The organism is Acinetobacter portensis (genome assembly GCF_010646905.1).
In the GTDB taxonomy this organism is placed as follows: Bacteria; Pseudomonadota; Gammaproteobacteria; order Pseudomonadales; family Moraxellaceae; genus Acinetobacter; species Acinetobacter portensis.
In genome coordinates, this window is sequence record NZ_JAAARQ010000001.1 from 1 (window position 1) to 21,848 (window position 21,848).

The following is a 21,848-nucleotide window of genomic DNA, read 5'->3' on the forward strand; positions in this document are numbered from 1 at the left end:
CGAACTGCCTACAACAGGTTCTGTGTCTGTGACTGCTGACGTGAGCGATAAGGCTGGCAACCCTGCAACGCAGGCAAGCAACCCGATCAGCGTGGACATCGCCGCACCGACGATTGCGATCAAGGTCCTCTGGCTGGTGACGACGTAATCAATGCGACTGAAAAGGACAGCCATTAACCATCAGTGGTACGACCACAGGCGTGGAAACGGCCAGCAGGTGACGGTGACCGTGGGCGTCAAGACCTACACCGCGACGGTGACGGACAACGCCTGGAGCGTGACGGTACCGGCGGAAGCTGTGGGCGAACTGCCTACAACAGGTTCTGTGTCTGTGACTGCTGACGTGAGCGATAAGGCTGGCAACCCTGCAACGCAGGCAAGCAACCCGATCAGCGTGGACATCGCCGCACCGACGATTGCGATCACAGGTCCTCTGGCTGGTGACGACGTAATCAATGCGACTGAAAAGGACAGCCATTAACCATCAGTGGTACGACCACAGGCGTGGAAAACGGCCAGCAGGTGACGGTGACCGTGGGCGTCAAGACCTACACCGCGACGGTGACGGACAACGCCTGGAGCGTGACGGTACCGGCGGAAGCTGTGGGCGAACTGCCTACAACAGGTTCTGTGTCTGTGACTGCTGACGTGAGCGATAAGGCTGGCAACCCTGCAACGCAGGCAAGCAACCCGATCAGCGTGGACATCGCCGCACCGACGATTGCGATCACAGGTCCTCTGGCTGGTGACGACGTATCAATGCGACTGAAAAAGGACAGCCATTAACCATCAGTGGTACGACCACAGGCGTGGAAAACGGCCAGCAGGTGACGGTGACCGTGGGCGTCAAGACCTACACCGCGACGGTGACGGACAACGCCTGGAGCGTGACGGTACCGGCGGAAGCTGTGGGCGAACTGCCTACAACAGGTTCTGTGTCTGTGACTGCTGACGTGAGCGATAAGGCTGGCAACCCTGCAACGCAGGCAAGCAACCCGATCAGCGTGGACATCGCCGCACCGACGATTGCGATCACAGGTCCTCTGGCTGGTGACGACGTAATCAATGCGACTGAAAAAGGACAGCCATTAACCATCAGTGGTACGACCACAGGCGTGGAAAACGGCCAGCAGGTGACGGTGACCGTGGGCGTCAAGACCTACACCGCGACGGTGACGGACAACGCCTGGAGCGTGACGGTACCGGCGGAAGCTGTGGGCGAACTGCCTACAACAGGTTCTGTGTCTGTGACTGCTGACGTGAGCGATAAGGCTGGCAACCCTGCAACGCAGGCAAGCAACCCGATCAGCGTGGACATCGCCGCACCGACGATTGCGATCACAGGTCCTCTGGCTGGTGACGACGTAATCAATGCGACTGAAAAAGGACAGCCATTAACCATCAGTGGTACGACCACAGGCGTGGAAAACGGCCAGCAGGTGACGGTGACCGTGGGCGTCAAGACCTACACCGCGACGGTGACGGACAACGCCTGGAGCGTGACGGTACCGGCGGAAGCTGTGGGCGAACTGCCTACAACAGGTTCTGTGTCTGTGACTGCTGACGTGAGCGATAAGGCTGGCAACCCTGCAACGCAGGCAAGCAACCCGATCAGCGTGGACATCGCCGCACCGACGATTGCGATCACAGGTCCTCTGGCTGGTGACGACGTAATCAATGCGACTGAAAAAGGACAGCCATTAACCATCAGTGGTACGACCACAGGCGTGGAAAACGGCCAGCAGGTGACGGTGACCGTGGGCGTCAAGACCTACACCGCGACGGTGACGGACAACGCCTGGAGCGTGACGGTACCGGCGGAAGCTGTGGGCGAACTGCCTACAACAGGTTCTGTGTCTGTGACTGCTGACGTGAGCGATAAGGCTGGCAACCCTGCAACGCAGGCAAGCAACCCGATCAGCGTGGACATCGCCGCACCGACGATTGCGATCACAGGTCCTCTGGCTGGTGACGACGTAATCAATGCGACTGAAAAAGGACAGCCATTAACCATCAGTGGTACGACCACAGGCGTGGAAAACGGCCAGCAGGTGACGGTGACCGTGGGCGTCAAGACCTACACCGCGACGGTGACGGACAACGCCTGGAGCGTGACGGTACCGGCGGAAGCTGTGGGCGAACTGCCTACAACAGGTTCTGTGTCTGTGACTGCTGACGTGAGCGATAAGGCTGGCAACCCTGCAACGCAGGCAAGCAACCCGATCAGCGTGGACATCGCCGCACCGACGATTGCGATCACAGGTCCTCTGGCTGGTGACGACGTAATCAATGCGACTGAAAAAGGACAGCCATTAACCATCAGTGGTACGACCACAGGCGTGGAAAACGGCCAGCAGGTGACGGTGACCGTGGGCGTCAAGACCTACACCGCGACGGTGACGGACAACGCCTGGAGCGTGACGGTACCGGCGGAAGCTGTGGGCGAACTGCCTACAACAGGTTCTGTGTCTGTGACTGCTGACGTGAGCGATAAGGCTGGCAACCCTGCAACGCAGGCAAGCAACCCGATCAGCGTGGACATCGCCGCACCGACGATTGCGATCACAGGTCCTCTGGCTGGTGACGACGTAATCAATGCGACTGAAAAAGGACAGCCATTAACCATCAGTGGTACGACCACAGGCGTGGAAAACGGCCAGCAGGTGACGGTGACCGTGGGCGTCAAGACCTACACCGCGACGGTGACGGACAACGCCTGGAGCGTGACGGTACCGGCGGAAGCTGTGGGCGAACTGCCTACAACAGGTTCTGTGTCTGTGACTGCTGACGTGAGCGATAAGGCTGGCAACCCTGCAACGCAGGCAAGCAACCCGATCAGCGTGGACATCGCCGCACCGACGATTGCGATCACAGGTCCTCTGGCTGGTGACGACGTAATCAATGCGACTGAAAAAGGACAGCCATTAACCATCAGTGGTACGACCACAGGCGTGGAAAACGGCCAGCAGGTGACGGTGACCGTGGGCGTCAAGACCTACACCGCGACGGTGACGGACAACGCCTGGAGCGTGACGGTACCGGCGGAAGCTGTGGGCGAACTGCCTACAACAGGTTCTGTGTCTGTGACTGCTGACGTGAGCGATAAGGCTGGCAACCCTGCAACGCAGGCAAGCAACCCGATCAGCGTGGACATCGCCGCACCGACGATTGCGATCACAGGTCCTCTGGCTGGTGACGACGTAATCAATGCGACTGAAAAAGGACAGCCATTAACCATCAGTGGTACGACCACAGGCGTGGAAAACGGCCAGCAGGTGACGGTGACCGTGGGCGTCAAGACCTACACCGCGACGGTGACGGACAACGCCTGGAGCGTGACGGTACCGGCGGAAGCTGTGGGCGAACTGCCTACAACAGGTTCTGTGTCTGTGACTGCTGACGTGAGCGATAAGGCTGGCAACCCTGCAACGCAGGCAAGCAACCCGATCAGCGTGGACATCGCCGCACCGACGATTGCGATCACAGGTCCTCTGGCTGGTGACGACGTAATCAATGCGACTGAAAAAGGACAGCCATTAACCATCAGTGGTACGACCACAGGCGTGGAAAACGGCCAGCAGGTGACGGTGACCGTGGGCGTCAAGACCTACACCGCGACGGTGACGGACAACGCCTGGAGCGTGACGGTACCGGCGGAAGCTGTGGGCGAACTGCCTACAACAGGTTCTGTGTCTGTGACTGCTGACGTGAGCGATAAGGCTGGCAACCCTGCAACGCAGGCAAGCAACCCGATCAGCGTGGACATCGCCGCACCGACGATTGCGATCACAGGTCCTCTGGCTGGTGACGACGTAATCAATGCGACTGAAAAAGGACAGCCATTAACCATCAGTGGTACGACCACAGGCGTGGAAAACGGCCAGCAGGTGACGGTGACCGTGGGCGTCAAGACCTACACCGCGACGGTGACGGACAACGCCTGGAGCGTGACGGTACCGGCGGAAGCTGTGGGCGAACTGCCTACAACAGGTTCTGTGTCTGTGACTGCTGACGTGAGCGATAAGGCTGGCAACCCTGCAACGCAGGCAAGCAACCCGATCAGCGTGGACATCGCCGCACCGACGATTGCGATCACAGGTCCTCTGGCTGGTGACGACGTAATCAATGCGACTGAAAAAGGACAGCCATTAACCATCAGTGGTACGACCACAGGCGTGGAAAACGGCCAGCAGGTGACGGTGACCGTGGGCGTCAAGACCTACACCGCGACGGTGACGGACAACGCCTGGAGCGTGACGGTACCGGCGGAAGCTGTGGGCGAACTGCCTACAACAGGTTCTGTGTCTGTGACTGCTGACGTGAGCGATAAGGCTGGCAACCCTGCAACGCAGGCAAGCAACCCGATCAGCGTGGACATCGCCGCACCGACGATTGCGATCACAGGTCCTCTGGCTGGTGACGACGTAATCAATGCGACTGAAAAAGGACAGCCATTAACCATCAGTGGTACGACCACAGGCGTGGAAAACGGCCAGCAGGTGACGGTGACCGTGGGCGTCAAGACCTACACCGCGACGGTGACGGACAACGCCTGGAGCGTGACGGTACCGGCGGAAGCTGTGGGCGAACTGCCTACAACAGGTTCTGTGTCTGTGACTGCTGACGTGAGCGATAAGGCTGGCAACCCTGCAACGCAGGCAAGCAACCCGATCAGCGTGGACATCGCCGCACCGACGATTGCGATCACAGGTCCTCTGGCTGGTGACGACGTAATCAATGCGACTGAAAAAGGACAGCCATTAACCATCAGTGGTACGACCACAGGCGTGGAAAACGGCCAGCAGGTGACGGTGACCGTGGGCGTCAAGACCTACACCGCGACGGTGACGGACAACGCCTGGAGCGTGACGGTACCGGCGGAAGCTGTGGGCGAACTGCCTACAACAGGTTCTGTGTCTGTGACTGCTGACGTGAGCGATAAGGCTGGCAACCCTGCAACGCAGGCAAGCAACCCGATCAGCGTGGACATCGCCGCACCGACGATTGCGATCACAGGTCCTCTGGCTGGTGACGACGTAATCAATGCGACTGAAAAAGGACAGCCATTAACCATCAGTGGTACGACCACAGGCGTGGAAAACGGCCAGCAGGTGACGGTGACCGTGGGCGTCAAGACCTACACCGCGACGGTGACGGACAACGCCTGGAGCGTGACGGTACCGGCGGAAGCTGTGGGCGAACTGCCTACAACAGGTTCTGTGTCTGTGACTGCTGACGTGAGCGATAAGGCTGGCAACCCTGCAACGCAGGCAAGCAACCCGATCAGCGTGGACATCGCCGCACCGACGATTGCGATCACAGGTCCTCTGGCTGGTGACGACGTAATCAATGCGACTGAAAAAGGACAGCCATTAACCATCAGTGGTACGACCACAGGCGTGGAAAACGGCCAGCAGGTGACGGTGACCGTGGGCGTCAAGACCTACACCGCGACGGTGACGGACAACGCCTGGAGCGTGACGGTACCGGCGGAAGCTGTGGGCGAACTGCCTACAACAGGTTCTGTGTCTGTGACTGCTGACGTGAGCGATAAGGCTGGCAACCCTGCAACGCAGGCAAGCAACCCGATCAGCGTGGACATCGCCGCACCGACGATTGCGATCACAGGTCCTCTGGCTGGTGACGACGTAATCAATGCGACTGAAAAAGGACAGCCATTAACCATCAGTGGTACGACCACAGGCGTGGAAAACGGCCAGCAGGTGACGGTGACCGTGGGCGTCAAGACCTACACCGCGACGGTGACGGACAACGCCTGGAGCGTGACGGTACCGGCGGAAGCTGTGGGCGAACTGCCTACAACAGGTTCTGTGTCTGTGACTGCTGACGTGAGCGATAAGGCTGGCAACCCTGCAACGCAGGCAAGCAACCCGATCAGCGTGGACATCGCCGCACCGACGATTGCGATCACAGGTCCTCTGGCTGGTGACGACGTAATCAATGCGACTGAAAAAGGACAGCCATTAACCATCAGTGGTACGACCACAGGCGTGGAAAACGGCCAGCAGGTGACGGTGACCGTGGGCGTCAAGACCTACACCGCGACGGTGACGGACAACGCCTGGAGCGTGACGGTACCGGCGGAAGCTGTGGGCGAACTGCCTACAACAGGTTCTGTGTCTGTGACTGCTGACGTGAGCGATAAGGCTGGCAACCCTGCAACGCAGGCAAGCAACCCGATCAGCGTGGACATCGCCGCACCGACGATTGCGATCACAGGTCCTCTGGCTGGTGACGACGTAATCAATGCGACTGAAAAAGGACAGCCATTAACCATCAGTGGTACGACCACAGGCGTGGAAAACGGCCAGCAGGTGACGGTGACCGTGGGCGTCAAGACCTACACCGCGACGGTGACGGACAACGCCTGGAGCGTGACGGTACCGGCGGAAGCTGTGGGCGAACTGCCTACAACAGGTTCTGTGTCTGTGACTGCTGACGTGAGCGATAAGGCTGGCAACCCTGCAACGCAGGCAAGCAACCCGATCAGCGTGGACATCGCCGCACCGACGATTGCGATCACAGGTCCTCTGGCTGGTGACGACGTAATCAATGCGACTGAAAAAGGACAGCCATTAACCATCAGTGGTACGACCACAGGCGTGGAAAACGGCCAGCAGGTGACGGTGACCGTGGGCGTCAAGACCTACACCGCGACGGTGACGGACAACGCCTGGAGCGTGACGGTACCGGCGGAAGCTGTGGGCGAACTGCCTACAACAGGTTCTGTGTCTGTGACTGCTGACGTGAGCGATAAGGCTGGCAACCCTGCAACGCAGGCAAGCAACCCGATCAGCGTGGACATCGCCGCACCGACGATTGCGATCACAGGTCCTCTGGCTGGTGACGACGTAATCAATGCGACTGAAAAAGGACAGCCATTAACCATCAGTGGTACGACCACAGGCGTGGAAAACGGCCAGCAGGTGACGGTGACCGTGGGCGTCAAGACCTACACCGCGACGGTGACGGACAACGCCTGGAGCGTGACGGTACCGGCGGAAGCTGTGGGCGAACTGCCTACAACAGGTTCTGTGTCTGTGACTGCTGACGTGAGCGATAAGGCTGGCAACCCTGCAACGCAGGCAAGCAACCCGATCAGCGTGGACATCGCCGCACCGACGATTGCGATCACAGGTCCTCTGGCTGGTGACGACGTAATCAATGCGACTGAAAAAGGACAGCCATTAACCATCAGTGGTACGACCACAGGCGTGGAAAACGGCCAGCAGGTGACGGTGACCGTGGGCGTCAAGACCTACACCGCGACGGTGACGGACAACGCCTGGAGCGTGACGGTACCGGCGGAAGCTGTGGGCGAACTGCCTACAACAGGTTCTGTGTCTGTGACTGCTGACGTGAGCGATAAGGCTGGCAACCCTGCAACGCAGGCAAGCAACCCGATCAGCGTGGACATCGCCGCACCGACGATTGCGATCACAGGTCCTCTGGCTGGTGACGACGTAATCAATGCGACTGAAAAAGGACAGCCATTAACCATCAGTGGTACGACCACAGGCGTGGAAAACGGCCAGCAGGTGACGGTGACCGTGGGCGTCAAGACCTACACCGCGACGGTGACGGACAACGCCTGGAGCGTGACGGTACCGGCGGAAGCTGTGGGCGAACTGCCTACAACAGGTTCTGTGTCTGTGACTGCTGACGTGAGCGATAAGGCTGGCAACCCTGCAACGCAGGCAAGCAACCCGATCAGCGTGGACATCGCCGCACCGACGATTGCGATCACAGGTCCTCTGGCTGGTGACGACGTAATCAATGCGACTGAAAAAGGACAGCCATTAACCATCAGTGGTACGACCACAGGCGTGGAAAACGGCCAGCAGGTGACGGTGACCGTGGGCGTCAAGACCTACACCGCGACGGTGACGGACAACGCCTGGAGCGTGACGGTACCGGCGGAAGCTGTGGGCGAACTGCCTACAACAGGTTCTGTGTCTGTGACTGCTGACGTGAGCGATAAGGCTGGCAACCCTGCAACGCAGGCAAGCAACCCGATCAGCGTGGACATCGCCGCACCGACGATTGCGATCACAGGTCCTCTGGCTGGTGACGACGTAATCAATGCGACTGAAAAAGGACAGCCATTAACCATCAGTGGTACGACCACAGGCGTGGAAAACGGCCAGCAGGTGACGGTGACCGTGGGCGTCAAGACCTACACCGCGACGGTGACGGACAACGCCTGGAGCGTGACGGTACCGGCGGAAGCTGTGGGCGAACTGCCTACAACAGGTTCTGTGTCTGTGACTGCTGACGTGAGCGATAAGGCTGGCAACCCTGCAACGCAGGCAAGCAACCCGATCAGCGTGGACATCGCCGCACCGACGATTGCGATCACAGGTCCTCTGGCTGGTGACGACGTAATCAATGCGACTGAAAAAGGACAGCCATTAACCATCAGTGGTACGACCACAGGCGTGGAAAACGGCCAGCAGGTGACGGTGACCGTGGGCGTCAAGACCTACACCGCGACGGTGACGGACAACGCCTGGAGCGTGACGGTACCGGCGGAAGCTGTGGGCGAACTGCCTACAACAGGTTCTGTGTCTGTGACTGCTGACGTGAGCGATAAGGCTGGCAACCCTGCAACGCAGGCAAGCAACCCGATCAGCGTGGACATCGCCGCACCGACGATTGCGATCACAGGTCCTCTGGCTGGTGACGACGTAATCAATGCGACTGAAAAAGGACAGCCATTAACCATCAGTGGTACGACCACAGGCGTGGAAAACGGCCAGCAGGTGACGGTGACCGTGGGCGTCAAGACCTACACCGCGACGGTGACGGACAACGCCTGGAGCGTGACGGTACCGGCGGAAGCTGTGGGCGAACTGCCTACAACAGGTTCTGTGTCTGTGACTGCTGACGTGAGCGATAAGGCTGGCAACCCTGCAACGCAGGCAAGCAACCCGATCAGCGTGGACATCGCCGCACCGACGATTGCGATCACAGGTCCTCTGGCTGGTGACGACGTAATCAATGCGACTGAAAAAGGACAGCCATTAACCATCAGTGGTACGACCACAGGCGTGGAAAACGGCCAGCAGGTGACGGTGACCGTGGGCGTCAAGACCTACACCGCGACGGTGACGGACAACGCCTGGAGCGTGACGGTACCGGCGGAAGCTGTGGGCGAACTGCCTACAACAGGTTCTGTGTCTGTGACTGCTGACGTGAGCGATAAGGCTGGCAACCCTGCAACGCAGGCAAGCAACCCGATCAGCGTGGACATCGCCGCACCGACGATTGCGATCACAGGTCCTCTGGCTGGTGACGACGTAATCAATGCGACTGAAAAAGGACAGCCATTAACCATCAGTGGTACGACCACAGGCGTGGAAAACGGCCAGCAGGTGACGGTGACCGTGGGCGTCAAGACCTACACCGCGACGGTGACGGACAACGCCTGGAGCGTGACGGTACCGGCGGAAGCTGTGGGCGAACTGCCTACAACAGGTTCTGTGTCTGTGACTGCTGACGTGAGCGATAAGGCTGGCAACCCTGCAACGCAGGCAAGCAACCCGATCAGCGTGGACATCGCCGCACCGACGATTGCGATCACAGGTCCTCTGGCTGGTGACGACGTAATCAATGCGACTGAAAAAGGACAGCCATTAACCATCAGTGGTACGACCACAGGCGTGGAAAACGGCCAGCAGGTGACGGTGACCGTGGGCGTCAAGACCTACACCGCGACGGTGACGGACAACGCCTGGAGCGTGACGGTACCGGCGGAAGCTGTGGGCGAACTGCCTACAACAGGTTCTGTGTCTGTGACTGCTGACGTGAGCGATAAGGCTGGCAACCCTGCAACGCAGGCAAGCAACCCGATCAGCGTGGACATCGCCGCACCGACGATTGCGATCACAGGTCCTCTGGCTGGTGACGACGTAATCAATGCGACTGAAAAAGGACAGCCATTAACCATCAGTGGTACGACCACAGGCGTGGAAAACGGCCAGCAGGTGACGGTGACCGTGGGCGTCAAGACCTACACCGCGACGGTGACGGACAACGCCTGGAGCGTGACGGTACCGGCGGAAGCTGTGGGCGAACTGCCTACAACAGGTTCTGTGTCTGTGACTGCTGACGTGAGCGATAAGGCTGGCAACCCTGCAACGCAGGCAAGCAACCCGATCAGCGTGGACATCGCCGCACCGACGATTGCGATCACAGGTCCTCTGGCTGGTGACGACGTAATCAATGCGACTGAAAAAGGACAGCCATTAACCATCAGTGGTACGACCACAGGCGTGGAAAACGGCCAGCAGGTGACGGTGACCGTGGGCGTCAAGACCTACACCGCGACGGTGACGGACAACGCCTGGAGCGTGACGGTACCGGCGGAAGCTGTGGGCGAACTGCCTACAACAGGTTCTGTGTCTGTGACTGCTGACGTGAGCGATAAGGCTGGCAACCCTGCAACGCAGGCAAGCAACCCGATCAGCGTGGACATCGCCGCACCGACGATTGCGATCACAGGTCCTCTGGCTGGTGACGACGTAATCAATGCGACTGAAAAAGGACAGCCATTAACCATCAGTGGTACGACCACAGGCGTGGAAAACGGCCAGCAGGTGACGGTGACCGTGGGCGTCAAGACCTACACCGCGACGGTGACGGACAACGCCTGGAGCGTGACGGTACCGGCGGAAGCTGTGGGCGAACTGCCTACAACAGGTTCTGTGTCTGTGACTGCTGACGTGAGCGATAAGGCTGGCAACCCTGCAACGCAGGCAAGCAACCCGATCAGCGTGGACATCGCCGCACCGACGATTGCGATCACAGGTCCTCTGGCTGGTGACGACGTAATCAATGCGACTGAAAAAGGACAGCCATTAACCATCAGTGGTACGACCACAGGCGTGGAAAACGGCCAGCAGGTGACGGTGACCGTGGGCGTCAAGACCTACACCGCGACGGTGACGGACAACGCCTGGAGCGTGACGGTACCGGCGGAAGCTGTGGGCGAACTGCCTACAACAGGTTCTGTGTCTGTGACTGCTGACGTGAGCGATAAGGCTGGCAACCCTGCAACGCAGGCAAGCAACCCGATCAGCGTGGACATCGCCGCACCGACGATTGCGATCACAGGTCCTCTGGCTGGTGACGACGTAATCAATGCGACTGAAAAAGGACAGCCATTAACCATCAGTGGTACGACCACAGGCGTGGAAAACGGCCAGCAGGTGACGGTGACCGTGGGCGTCAAGACCTACACCGCGACGGTGACGGACAACGCCTGGAGCGTGACGGTACCGGCGGAAGCTGTGGGCGAACTGCCTACAACAGGTTCTGTGTCTGTGACTGCTGACGTGAGCGATAAGGCTGGCAACCCTGCAACGCAGGCAAGCAACCCGATCAGCGTGGACATCGCCGCACCGACGATTGCGATCACAGGTCCTCTGGCTGGTGACGACGTAATCAATGCGACTGAAAAAGGACAGCCATTAACCATCAGTGGTACGACCACAGGCGTGGAAAACGGCCAGCAGGTGACGGTGACCGTGGGCGTCAAGACCTACACCGCGACGGTGACGGACAACGCCTGGAGCGTGACGGTACCGGCGGAAGCTGTGGGCGAACTGCCTACAACAGGTTCTGTGTCTGTGACTGCTGACGTGAGCGATAAGGCTGGCAACCCTGCAACGCAGGCAAGCAACCCGATCAGCGTGGACATCGCCGCACCGACGATTGCGATCACAGGTCCTCTGGCTGGTGACGACGTAATCAATGCGACTGAAAAAGGACAGCCATTAACCATCAGTGGTACGACCACAGGCGTGGAAAACGGCCAGCAGGTGACGGTGACCGTGGGCGTCAAGACCTACACCGCGACGGTGACGGACAACGCCTGGAGCGTGACGGTACCGGCGGAAGCTGTGGGCGAACTGCCTACAACAGGTTCTGTGTCTGTGACTGCTGACGTGAGCGATAAGGCTGGCAACCCTGCAACGCAGGCAAGCAACCCGATCAGCGTGGACATCGCCGCACCGACGATTGCGATCACAGGTCCTCTGGCTGGTGACGACGTAATCAATGCGACTGAAAAAGGACAGCCATTAACCATCAGTGGTACGACCACAGGCGTGGAAAACGGCCAGCAGGTGACGGTGACCGTGGGCGTCAAGACCTACACCGCGACGGTGACGGACAACGCCTGGAGCGTGACGGTACCGGCGGAAGCTGTGGGCGAACTGCCTACAACAGGTTCTGTGTCTGTGACTGCTGACGTGAGCGATAAGGCTGGCAACCCTGCAACGCAGGCAAGCAACCCGATCAGCGTGGACATCGCCGCACCGACGATTGCGATCACAGGTCCTCTGGCTGGTGACGACGTAATCAATGCGACTGAAAAAGGACAGCCATTAACCATCAGTGGTACGACCACAGGCGTGGAAAACGGCCAGCAGGTGACGGTGACCGTGGGCGTCAAGACCTACACCGCGACGGTGACGGACAACGCCTGGAGCGTGACGGTACCGGCGGAAGCTGTGGGCGAACTGCCTACAACAGGTTCTGTGTCTGTGACTGCTGACGTGAGCGATAAGGCTGGCAACCCTGCAACGCAGGCAAGCAACCCGATCAGCGTGGACATCGCCGCACCGACGATTGCGATCACAGGTCCTCTGGCTGGTGACGACGTAATCAATGCGACTGAAAAAGGACAGCCATTAACCATCAGTGGTACGACCACAGGCGTGGAAAACGGCCAGCAGGTGACGGTGACCGTGGGCGTCAAGACCTACACCGCGACGGTGACGGACAACGCCTGGAGCGTGACGGTACCGGCGGAAGCTGTGGGCGAACTGCCTACAACAGGTTCTGTGTCTGTGACTGCTGACGTGAGCGATAAGGCTGGCAACCCTGCAACGCAGGCAAGCAACCCGATCAGCGTGGACATCGCCGCACCGACGATTGCGATCACAGGTCCTCTGGCTGGTGACGACGTAATCAATGCGACTGAAAAAGGACAGCCATTAACCATCAGTGGTACGACCACAGGCGTGGAAAACGGCCAGCAGGTGACGGTGACCGTGGGCGTCAAGACCTACACCGCGACGGTGACGGACAACGCCTGGAGCGTGACGGTACCGGCGGAAGCTGTGGGCGAACTGCCTACAACAGGTTCTGTGTCTGTGACTGCTGACGTGAGCGATAAGGCTGGCAACCCTGCAACGCAGGCAAGCAACCCGATCAGCGTGGACATCGCCGCACCGACGATTGCGATCACAGGTCCTCTGGCTGGTGACGACGTAATCAATGCGACTGAAAAAGGACAGCCATTAACCATCAGTGGTACGACCACAGGCGTGGAAAACGGCCAGCAGGTGACGGTGACCGTGGGCGTCAAGACCTACACCGCGACGGTGACGGACAACGCCTGGAGCGTGACGGTACCGGCGGAAGCTGTGGGCGAACTGCCTACAACAGGTTCTGTGTCTGTGACTGCTGACGTGAGCGATAAGGCTGGCAACCCTGCAACGCAGGCAAGCAACCCGATCAGCGTGGACATCGCCGCACCGACGATTGCGATCACAGGTCCTCTGGCTGGTGACGACGTAATCAATGCGACTGAAAAAGGACAGCCATTAACCATCAGTGGTACGACCACAGGCGTGGAAAACGGCCAGCAGGTGACGGTGACCGTGGGCGTCAAGACCTACACCGCGACGGTGACGGACAACGCCTGGAGCGTGACGGTACCGGCGGAAGCTGTGGGCGAACTGCCTACAACAGGTTCTGTGTCTGTGACTGCTGACGTGAGCGATAAGGCTGGCAACCCTGCAACGCAGGCAAGCAACCCGATCAGCGTGGACATCGCCGCACCGACGATTGCGATCACAGGTCCTCTGGCTGGTGACGACGTAATCAATGCGACTGAAAAAGGACAGCCATTAACCATCAGTGGTACGACCACAGGCGTGGAAAACGGCCAGCAGGTGACGGTGACCGTGGGCGTCAAGACCTACACCGCGACGGTGACGGACAACGCCTGGAGCGTGACGGTACCGGCGGAAGCTGTGGGCGAACTGCCTACAACAGGTTCTGTGTCTGTGACTGCTGACGTGAGCGATAAGGCTGGCAACCCTGCAACGCAGGCAAGCAACCCGATCAGCGTGGACATCGCCGCACCGACGATTGCGATCACAGGTCCTCTGGCTGGTGACGACGTAATCAATGCGACTGAAAAAGGACAGCCATTAACCATCAGTGGTACGACCACAGGCGTGGAAAACGGCCAGCAGGTGACGGTGACCGTGGGCGTCAAGACCTACACCGCGACGGTGACGGACAACGCCTGGAGCGTGACGGTACCGGCGGAAGCTGTGGGCGAACTGCCTACAACAGGTTCTGTGTCTGTGACTGCTGACGTGAGCGATAAGGCTGGCAACCCTGCAACGCAGGCAAGCAACCCGATCAGCGTGGACATCGCCGCACCGACGATTGCGATCACAGGTCCTCTGGCTGGTGACGACGTAATCAATGCGACTGAAAAAGGACAGCCATTAACCATCAGTGGTACGACCACAGGCGTGGAAAACGGCCAGCAGGTGACGGTGACCGTGGGCGTCAAGACCTACACCGCGACGGTGACGGACAACGCCTGGAGCGTGACGGTACCGGCGGAAGCTGTGGGCGAACTGCCTACAACAGGTTCTGTGTCTGTGACTGCTGACGTGAGCGATAAGGCTGGCAACCCTGCAACGCAGGCAAGCAACCCGATCAGCGTGGACATCGCCGCACCGACGATTGCGATCACAGGTCCTCTGGCTGGTGACGACGTAATCAATGCGACTGAAAAAGGACAGCCATTAACCATCAGTGGTACGACCACAGGCGTGGAAAACGGCCAGCAGGTGACGGTGACCGTGGGCGTCAAGACCTACACCGCGACGGTGACGGACAACGCCTGGAGCGTGACGGTACCGGCGGAAGCTGTGGGCGAACTGCCTACAACAGGTTCTGTGTCTGTGACTGCTGACGTGAGCGATAAGGCTGGCAACCCTGCAACGCAGGCAAGCAACCCGATCAGCGTGGACATCGCCGCACCGACGATTGCGATCACAGGTCCTCTGGCTGGTGACGACGTAATCAATGCGACTGAAAAAGGACAGCCATTAACCATCAGTGGTACGACCACAGGCGTGGAAAACGGCCAGCAGGTGACGGTGACCGTGGGCGTCAAGACCTACACCGCGACGGTGACGGACAACGCCTGGAGCGTGACGGTACCGGCGGAAGCTGTGGGCGAACTGCCTACAACAGGTTCTGTGTCTGTGACTGCTGACGTGAGCGATAAGGCTGGCAACCCTGCAACGCAGGCAAGCAACCCGATCAGCGTGGACATCGCCGCACCGACGATTGCGATCACAGGTCCTCTGGCTGGTGACGACGTAATCAATGCGACTGAAAAAGGACAGCCATTAACCATCAGTGGTACGACCACAGGCGTGGAAAACGGCCAGCAGGTGACGGTGACCGTGGGCGTCAAGACCTACACCGCGACGGTGACGGACAACGCCTGGAGCGTGACGGTACCGGCGGAAGCTGTGGGCGAACTGCCTACAACAGGTTCTGTGTCTGTGACTGCTGACGTGAGCGATAAGGCTGGCAACCCTGCAACGCAGGCAAGCAACCCGATCAGCGTGGACATCGCCGCACCGACGATTGCGATCACAGGTCCTCTGGCTGGTGACGACGTAATCAATGCGACTGAAAAAGGACAGCCATTAACCATCAGTGGTACGACCACAGGCGTGGAAAACGGCCAGCAGGTGACGGTGACCGTGGGCGTCAAGACCTACACCGCGACGGTGACGGACAACGCCTGGAGCGTGACGGTACCGGCGGAAGCTGTGGGCGAACTGCCTACAACAGGTTCTGTGTCTGTGACTGCTGACGTGAGCGATAAGGCTGGCAACCCTGCAACGCAGGCAAGCAACCCGATCAGCGTGGACATCGCCGCACCGACGATTGCGATCACAGGTCCTCTGGCTGGTGACGACGTAATCAATGCGACTGAAAAAGGACAGCCATTAACCATCAGTGGTACGACCACAGGCGTGGAAAACGGCCAGCAGGTGACGGTGACCGTGGGCGTCAAGACCTACACCGCGACGGTGACGGACAACGCCTGGAGCGTGACGGTACCGGCGGAAGCTGTGGGCGAACTGCCTACAACAGGTTCTGTGTCTGTGACTGCTGACGTGAGCGATAAGGCTGGCAACCCTGCAACGCAGGCAAGCAACCCGATCAGCGTGGACATCGCCGCACCGACGATTGCGATCACAGGTCCTCTGGCTGGTGACGACGTAATCAATGCGACTGAAAAAGGACAGCCATTAACCATCAGTGGTACGACCACAGGCGTGGAAAACGGCCAGCAGGTGACGGTGACCGTGGGCGTCAAGACCTACACCGCGACGGTGACGGACAACGCCTGGAGCGTGACGGTACCGGCGGAAGCTGTGGGCGAACTGCCTACAACAGGTTCTGTGTCTGTGACTGCTGACGTGAGCGATAAGGCTGGCAACCCTGCAACGCAGGCAAGCAACCCGATCAGCGTGGACATCGCCGCACCGACGATTGCGATCACAGGTCCTCTGGCTGGTGACGACGTAATCAATGCGACTGAAAAAGGACAGCCATTAACCATCAGTGGTACGACCACAGGCGTGGAAAACGGCCAGCAGGTGACGGTGACCGTGGGCGTCAAGACCTACACCGCGACGGTGACGGACAACGCCTGGAGCGTGACGGTACCGGCGGAAGCTGTGGGCGAACTGCCTACAACAGGTTCTGTGTCTGTGACTGCTGACGTGAGCGATAAGGCTGGCAACCCTGCAACGCAGGCAAGCAACCCGATCAGCGTGGACATCGCCGCACCGACGATTGCGATCACAGGTCCTCTGGCTGGTGACGACGTAATCAATGCGACTGAAAAAGGACAGCCATTAACCATCAGTGGTACGACCACAGGCGTGGAAAACGGCCAGCAGGTGACGGTGACCGTGGGCGTCAAGACCTACACCGCGACGGTGACGGACAACGCCTGGAGCGTGACGGTACCGGCGGAAGCTGTGGGCGAACTGCCTACAACAGGTTCTGTGTCTGTGACTGCTGACGTGAGCGATAAGGCTGGCAACCCTGCAACGCAGGCAAGCAACCCGATCAGCGTGGACATCGCCGCACCGACGATTGCGATCACAGGTCCTCTGGCTGGTGACGACGTAATCAATGCGACTGAAAAAGGACAGCCATTAACCATCAGTGGTACGACCACAGGCGTGGAAAACGGCCAGCAGGTGACGGTGACCGTGGGCGTCAAGACCTACACCGCGACGGTGACGGACAACGCCTGGAGCGTGACGGTACCGGCGGAAGCTGTGGGCGAACTGCCTACAACAGGTTCTGTGTCTGTGACTGCTGACGTGAGCGATAAGGCTGGCAACCCTGCAACGCAGGCAAGCAACCCGATCAGCGTGGACATCGCCGCACCGACGATTGCGATCACAGGTCCTCTGGCTGGTGACGACGTAATCAATGCGACTGAAAAAGGACAGCCATTAACCATCAGTGGTACGACCACAGGCGTGGAAAACGGCCAGCAGGTGACGGTGACCGTGGGCGTCAAGACCTACACCGCGACGGTGACGGACAACGCCTGGAGCGTGACGGTACCGGCGGAAGCTGTGGGCGAACTGCCTACAACAGGTTCTGTGTCTGTGACTGCTGACGTGAGCGATAAGGCTGGCAACCCTGCAACGCAGGCAAGCAACCCGATCAGCGTGGACATCGCCGCACCGACGATTGCGATCACAGGTCCTCTGGCTGGTGACGACGTAATCAATGCGACTGAAAAAGGACAGCCATTAACCATCAGTGGTACGACCACAGGCGTGGAAAACGGCCAGCAGGTGACGGTGACCGTGGGCGTCAAGACCTACACCGCGACGGTGACGGACAACGCCTGGAGCGTGACGGTACCGGCGGAAGCTGTGGGCGAACTGCCTACAACAGGTTCTGTGTCTGTGACTGCTGACGTGAGCGATAAGGCTGGCAACCCTGCAACGCAGGCAAGCAACCCGATCAGCGTGGACATCGCCGCACCGACGATTGCGATCACAGGTCCTCTGGCTGGTGACGACGTAATCAATGCGACTGAAAAAGGACAGCCATTAACCATCAGTGGTACGACCACAGGCGTGGAAAACGGCCAGCAGGTGACGGTGACCGTGGGCGTCAAGACCTACACCGCGACGGTGACGGACAACGCCTGGAGCGTGACGGTACCGGCGGAAGCTGTGGGCGAACTGCCTACAACAGGTTCTGTGTCTGTGACTGCTGACGTGAGCGATAAGGCTGGCAACCCTGCAACGCAGGCAAGCAACCCGATCAGCGTGGACATCGCCGCACCGACGATTGCGATCACAGGTCCTCTGGCTGGTGACGACGTAATCAATGCGACTGAAAAAGGACAGCCATTAACCATCAGTGGTACGACCACAGGCGTGGAAAACGGCCAGCAGGTGACGGTGACCGTGGGCGTCAAGACCTACACCGCGACGGTGACGGACAACGCCTGGAGCGTGACGGTACCGGCGGAAGCTGTGGGCGAACTGCCTACAACAGGTTCTGTGTCTGTGACTGCTGACGTGAGCGATAAGGCTGGCAACCCTGCAACGCAGGCAAGCAACCCGATCAGCGTGGACATCGCCGCACCGACGATTGCGATCACAGGTCCTCTGGCTGGTGACGACGTAATCAATGCGACTGAAAAAGGACAGCCATTAACCATCAGTGGTACGACCACAGGCGTGGAAAACGGCCAGCAGGTGACGGTGACCGTGGGCGTCAAGACCTACACCGCGACGGTGACGGACAACGCCTGGAGCGTGACGGTACCGGCGGAAGCTGTGGGCGAACTGCCTACAACAGGTTCTGTGTCTGTGACTGCTGACGTGAGCGATAAGGCTGGCAACCCTGCAACGCAGGCAAGCAACCCGATCAGCGTGGACATCGCCGCACCGACGATTGCGATCACAGGTCCTCTGGCTGGTGACGACGTAATCAATGCGACTGAAAAAGGACAGCCATTAACCATCAGTGTACGACCACAGGCGTGGAAAACGGCCAGCAGGTGACGGTGACCGTGGGCGTCAAGACCTACACCGCGACGGTGACGGACAACGCCTGGAGCGTGACGGTACCGGCGGAAGCTGTGGGCGAACTGCCTACAACAGGTTCTGTGTCTGTGACTGCTGACGTGAGCGATAAGGCTGGCAACCCTGCAACGCAGGCAAGCAACCCGATCAGCGTGGACATCGCCGCACCGACGATTGCGATCACAGGTCCTCTGGCTGGTGACGACGTAATCAATGCGACTGAAAAAGGACAGCCATTAACCATCAGTGGTACGACCACAGGCGTGGAAAACGGCCAGCAGGTGACGGTGACCGTGGGCGTCAAGACCTACACCGCGACGGTGACGGACAACGCCTGGAGCGTGACGGTACCGGCGGAAGCTGTGGGCGAACTGCCTACAACAGTTCTGTGTCTGTGACTGCTGACGTGAGCGATAAGGCTGGCAACCCTGCAACGCAGGCAAGCAACCCGATCAGCGTGGACATCGCCGCACCGACGATTGCGATCACAGGTCCTCTGGCTGGTGACGACGTAATCAATGCGACTGAAAAAGGACAGCCATTAACCATCAGTGGTACGACCACAGGCGTGGAAAACGGCCAGCAGGTGACGGTGACCGTGGGCGTCAAGACCTACACCGCGACGGTGACGGACAACGCCTGGAGCGTGACGGTACCGGCGGAAGCTGTGGGCGAACTGCCTACAACAGGTTCTGTGTCTGTGACTGCTGACGTGAGCGATAAGGCTGGCAACCCTGCAACGCAGGCAAGCAACCCGATCAGCGTGGACATCGCCGCACCGACGATTGCGATCACAGGTCCTCTGGCTGGTGACGACGTAATCAATGCGACTGAAAAAGGACAGCCATTAACCATCAGTGGTACGACCACAGGCGTGGAAAACGGCCAGCAGGTGACGGTGACCGTGGGCGTCAAGACCTACACCGCGACGGTGACGGACAACGCCTGGAGCGTGACGGTACCGGCGGAAGCTGTGGGCGAACTGCCTACAACAGGTTCTGTGTCTGTGACTGCTGACGTGAGCGATAAGGCTGGCAACCCTGCAACGCAGGCAAGCAACCCGATCAGCGTGGACATCGCCGCACCGACGATTGCGATCACAGGTCCTCTGGCTGGTGACGACGTAATCAATGCGACTGAAAAAGGACAGCCATTAACCATCAGTGGTACGACCACAGGCGTGGAAAACGGCCAGCAGGTGACGGTGACCGTGGGCGTCAAGACCTACACCGCGACGGTGACGGACAACGCCTGGAGCGTGACGGTACCGGCGGAAGCTGTGGGCGAACTGCCTACAACAGTTCTGTGTCTGTGACTGCTGACGTGAGCGATAAGGCTGGCAACCCTGCAACGCAGGCAAGCAACCCGATCAGCGTGGACATCGCCGCACCGACGATTGCGATCACAGGTCCTCTGGCTGGTGACGACGTAATCAATGCGACTGAAAAAGGACAGCCATTAACCATCAGTGGTACGACCACAGGCGTGGGAAAACGGCCAGCAGGTGACGGTGACCGTGGGCGTCAAGACCTACACCGCGACGGTGACGGACAACGCCTGGAGCGTGACGGTACCGGCGGAAGCTGTGGGCGAACTGCCTACAACAGGTTCTGTGTCTGTGACTGCTGACGTGAGCGATAAGGCTGGCAACCCTGCAACGCAGGCAAGCAACCCGATCAGCGTGGACATCGCCGCACCGACGATTGCGATCACAGGTCCTCTGGCTGGTGACGACGTAATCAATGCGACTGAAAAAGGACAGCCATTAACCATCAGTGGTACGACCACAGGCGTGGAAAACGGCCAGCAGGTGACGGTGACCGTGGGCGTCAAGACCTACACCGCGACGGTGACGGACAACGCCTGGAGCGTGACGGTACCGGCGGAAGCTGTGGGCGAACTGCCTACAACAGGTTCTGTGTCTGTGACTGCTGACGTGAGCGATAAGGCTGGCAACCCTGCAACGCAGGCAAGCAACCCGATCAGCGTGGACATCGCCGCACCGACGATTGCGATCACAGGTCCTCTGGCTGGTGACGACGTAATCAATGCGACTGAAAAAGGACAGCCATTAACCATCAGTGGTACGACCACAGGCGTGGAAAACGGCCAGCAGGTGACGGTGACCGTGGCGTCAAGACCTACACCGCGACGGTGACGGACAACGCCTGGAGCGTGACGGTACCGGCGGAAGCTGTGGCGAACTGCCTACAACAGGTTCTGTGTCTGTGACTGCTGACGTGAGCGATAAGGCTGGCAACCCTGCAACGCAGGCAAGCAACCCGATCAGCGTGGACATCGCCGCACCGACGATTGCGATCACAGGTCCTCTGGCTGGTGACGACGTAATCAATGCGACTGAAAAAGGACAGCCATTAACCATCAGTGGTACGACCACAGGCGTGGAAAACGCCAGCAGGTGAGGTGACCGTGGGCGTCAAGACCTACACCGCGACGGTGACGGACAACGCCTGGAGCGTGACGGTACCGGCGGAAGCTGTGGGCGACTGCCTACAACAGGTTCTGTGTCTGTGACTGCTGACGTGAGCGATAAGGCTGGCAACCCTGCAACGCAGGCAAGCAACCCGATCAGCGTGGACATCGCCGCACCGACGATTGCGATCACAGGTCCTCTGG

At 59.5% G+C, this 21,848-nt stretch carries 9 protein-coding genes; all 9 read left to right on the forward strand.

The features are described 5' to 3' along the window. The first annotated feature begins 151 nt into the window (after nt 1-151). The 9 genes from GTK57_RS00010 to GTK57_RS00045 all read left to right on the forward strand — a co-directional run bounded on the left by GTK57_RS00010 (nt 152) and on the right by GTK57_RS00045 (nt 21,746). Nucleotides 152-481: a hypothetical protein gene (locus GTK57_RS00010; RefSeq protein ID WP_163120754.1), complete on the forward strand. Its 330-nt coding sequence runs from the start codon at nt 152-154 to the stop codon at nt 479-481. Between the two features lie 23 nt (nt 482-504). Beyond that, the gene (locus GTK57_RS00015) at nt 505-786 is read left to right on the forward strand and encodes a hypothetical protein (protein WP_163120755.1); all 282 of its coding nucleotides are present in this window, start codon (nt 505-507) and stop codon (nt 784-786) included. 23 nt (nt 787-809) lie between these two features. Further along, nucleotides 810-19,190, forward strand: coding sequence for an Ig-like domain-containing protein (locus tag GTK57_RS00020; protein WP_163120756.1), 18,381 nt, complete (start codon nt 810-812; stop codon nt 19,188-19,190). Further along, nucleotides 19,169-19,609, forward strand: coding sequence for an Ig-like domain-containing protein (locus GTK57_RS00025; RefSeq protein WP_163120757.1), 441 nt, complete (start codon nt 19,169-19,171; stop codon nt 19,607-19,609). Before GTK57_RS00020 ends, GTK57_RS00025 begins: the two co-directional genes overlap by 22 nt. After that, a complete protein-coding gene (locus GTK57_RS00030) occupies nt 19,600-20,526 on the forward strand; it encodes an Ig-like domain-containing protein (RefSeq protein ID WP_163120758.1) in 927 nt (308 codons plus the stop codon). The genes GTK57_RS00025 and GTK57_RS00030 overlap by 10 nt, the downstream gene beginning before the upstream one ends. Then, nucleotides 20,517-20,840 carry a hypothetical protein gene (locus GTK57_RS14590; RefSeq protein ID WP_228720263.1) on the forward strand — a complete coding sequence of 108 codons (324 nt, stop codon included), beginning with the start codon at nt 20,517-20,519 and terminating at the stop codon, nt 20,838-20,840. The genes GTK57_RS00030 and GTK57_RS14590 overlap by 10 nt, the downstream gene beginning before the upstream one ends. Then, nucleotides 20,755-21,369 (forward strand): Ig-like domain-containing protein, encoded by a 615-nt coding sequence (locus GTK57_RS00035; RefSeq protein WP_267313478.1) that lies wholly within the window; start codon nt 20,755-20,757, stop codon nt 21,367-21,369. The genes GTK57_RS14590 and GTK57_RS00035 overlap by 86 nt, the downstream gene beginning before the upstream one ends. Nucleotides 21,370-21,433: 64 nt before the next feature. Continuing rightward, on the forward strand, nt 21,434-21,634 hold the full coding sequence (locus tag GTK57_RS00040) for a hypothetical protein (RefSeq protein WP_163120760.1): 201 nt from the start codon (nt 21,434-21,436) through the stop codon (nt 21,632-21,634). Then, the gene (locus tag GTK57_RS00045) at nt 21,597-21,746 is read left to right on the forward strand and encodes a hypothetical protein (RefSeq protein WP_163120761.1); all 150 of its coding nucleotides are present in this window, start codon (nt 21,597-21,599) and stop codon (nt 21,744-21,746) included. The genes GTK57_RS00040 and GTK57_RS00045 overlap by 38 nt, the downstream gene beginning before the upstream one ends. The last annotated feature ends 102 nt before the right edge of the window (nt 21,747-21,848 follow it).

Excerpts from the sequence above, each read along its gene's own strand:
- GTK57_RS00010 (WP_163120754.1), top strand. The coding sequence starts at position 152 with ATGCGACTGAAAAGGACAGCCATTAACCATCAGTGGTACGACCACAGG.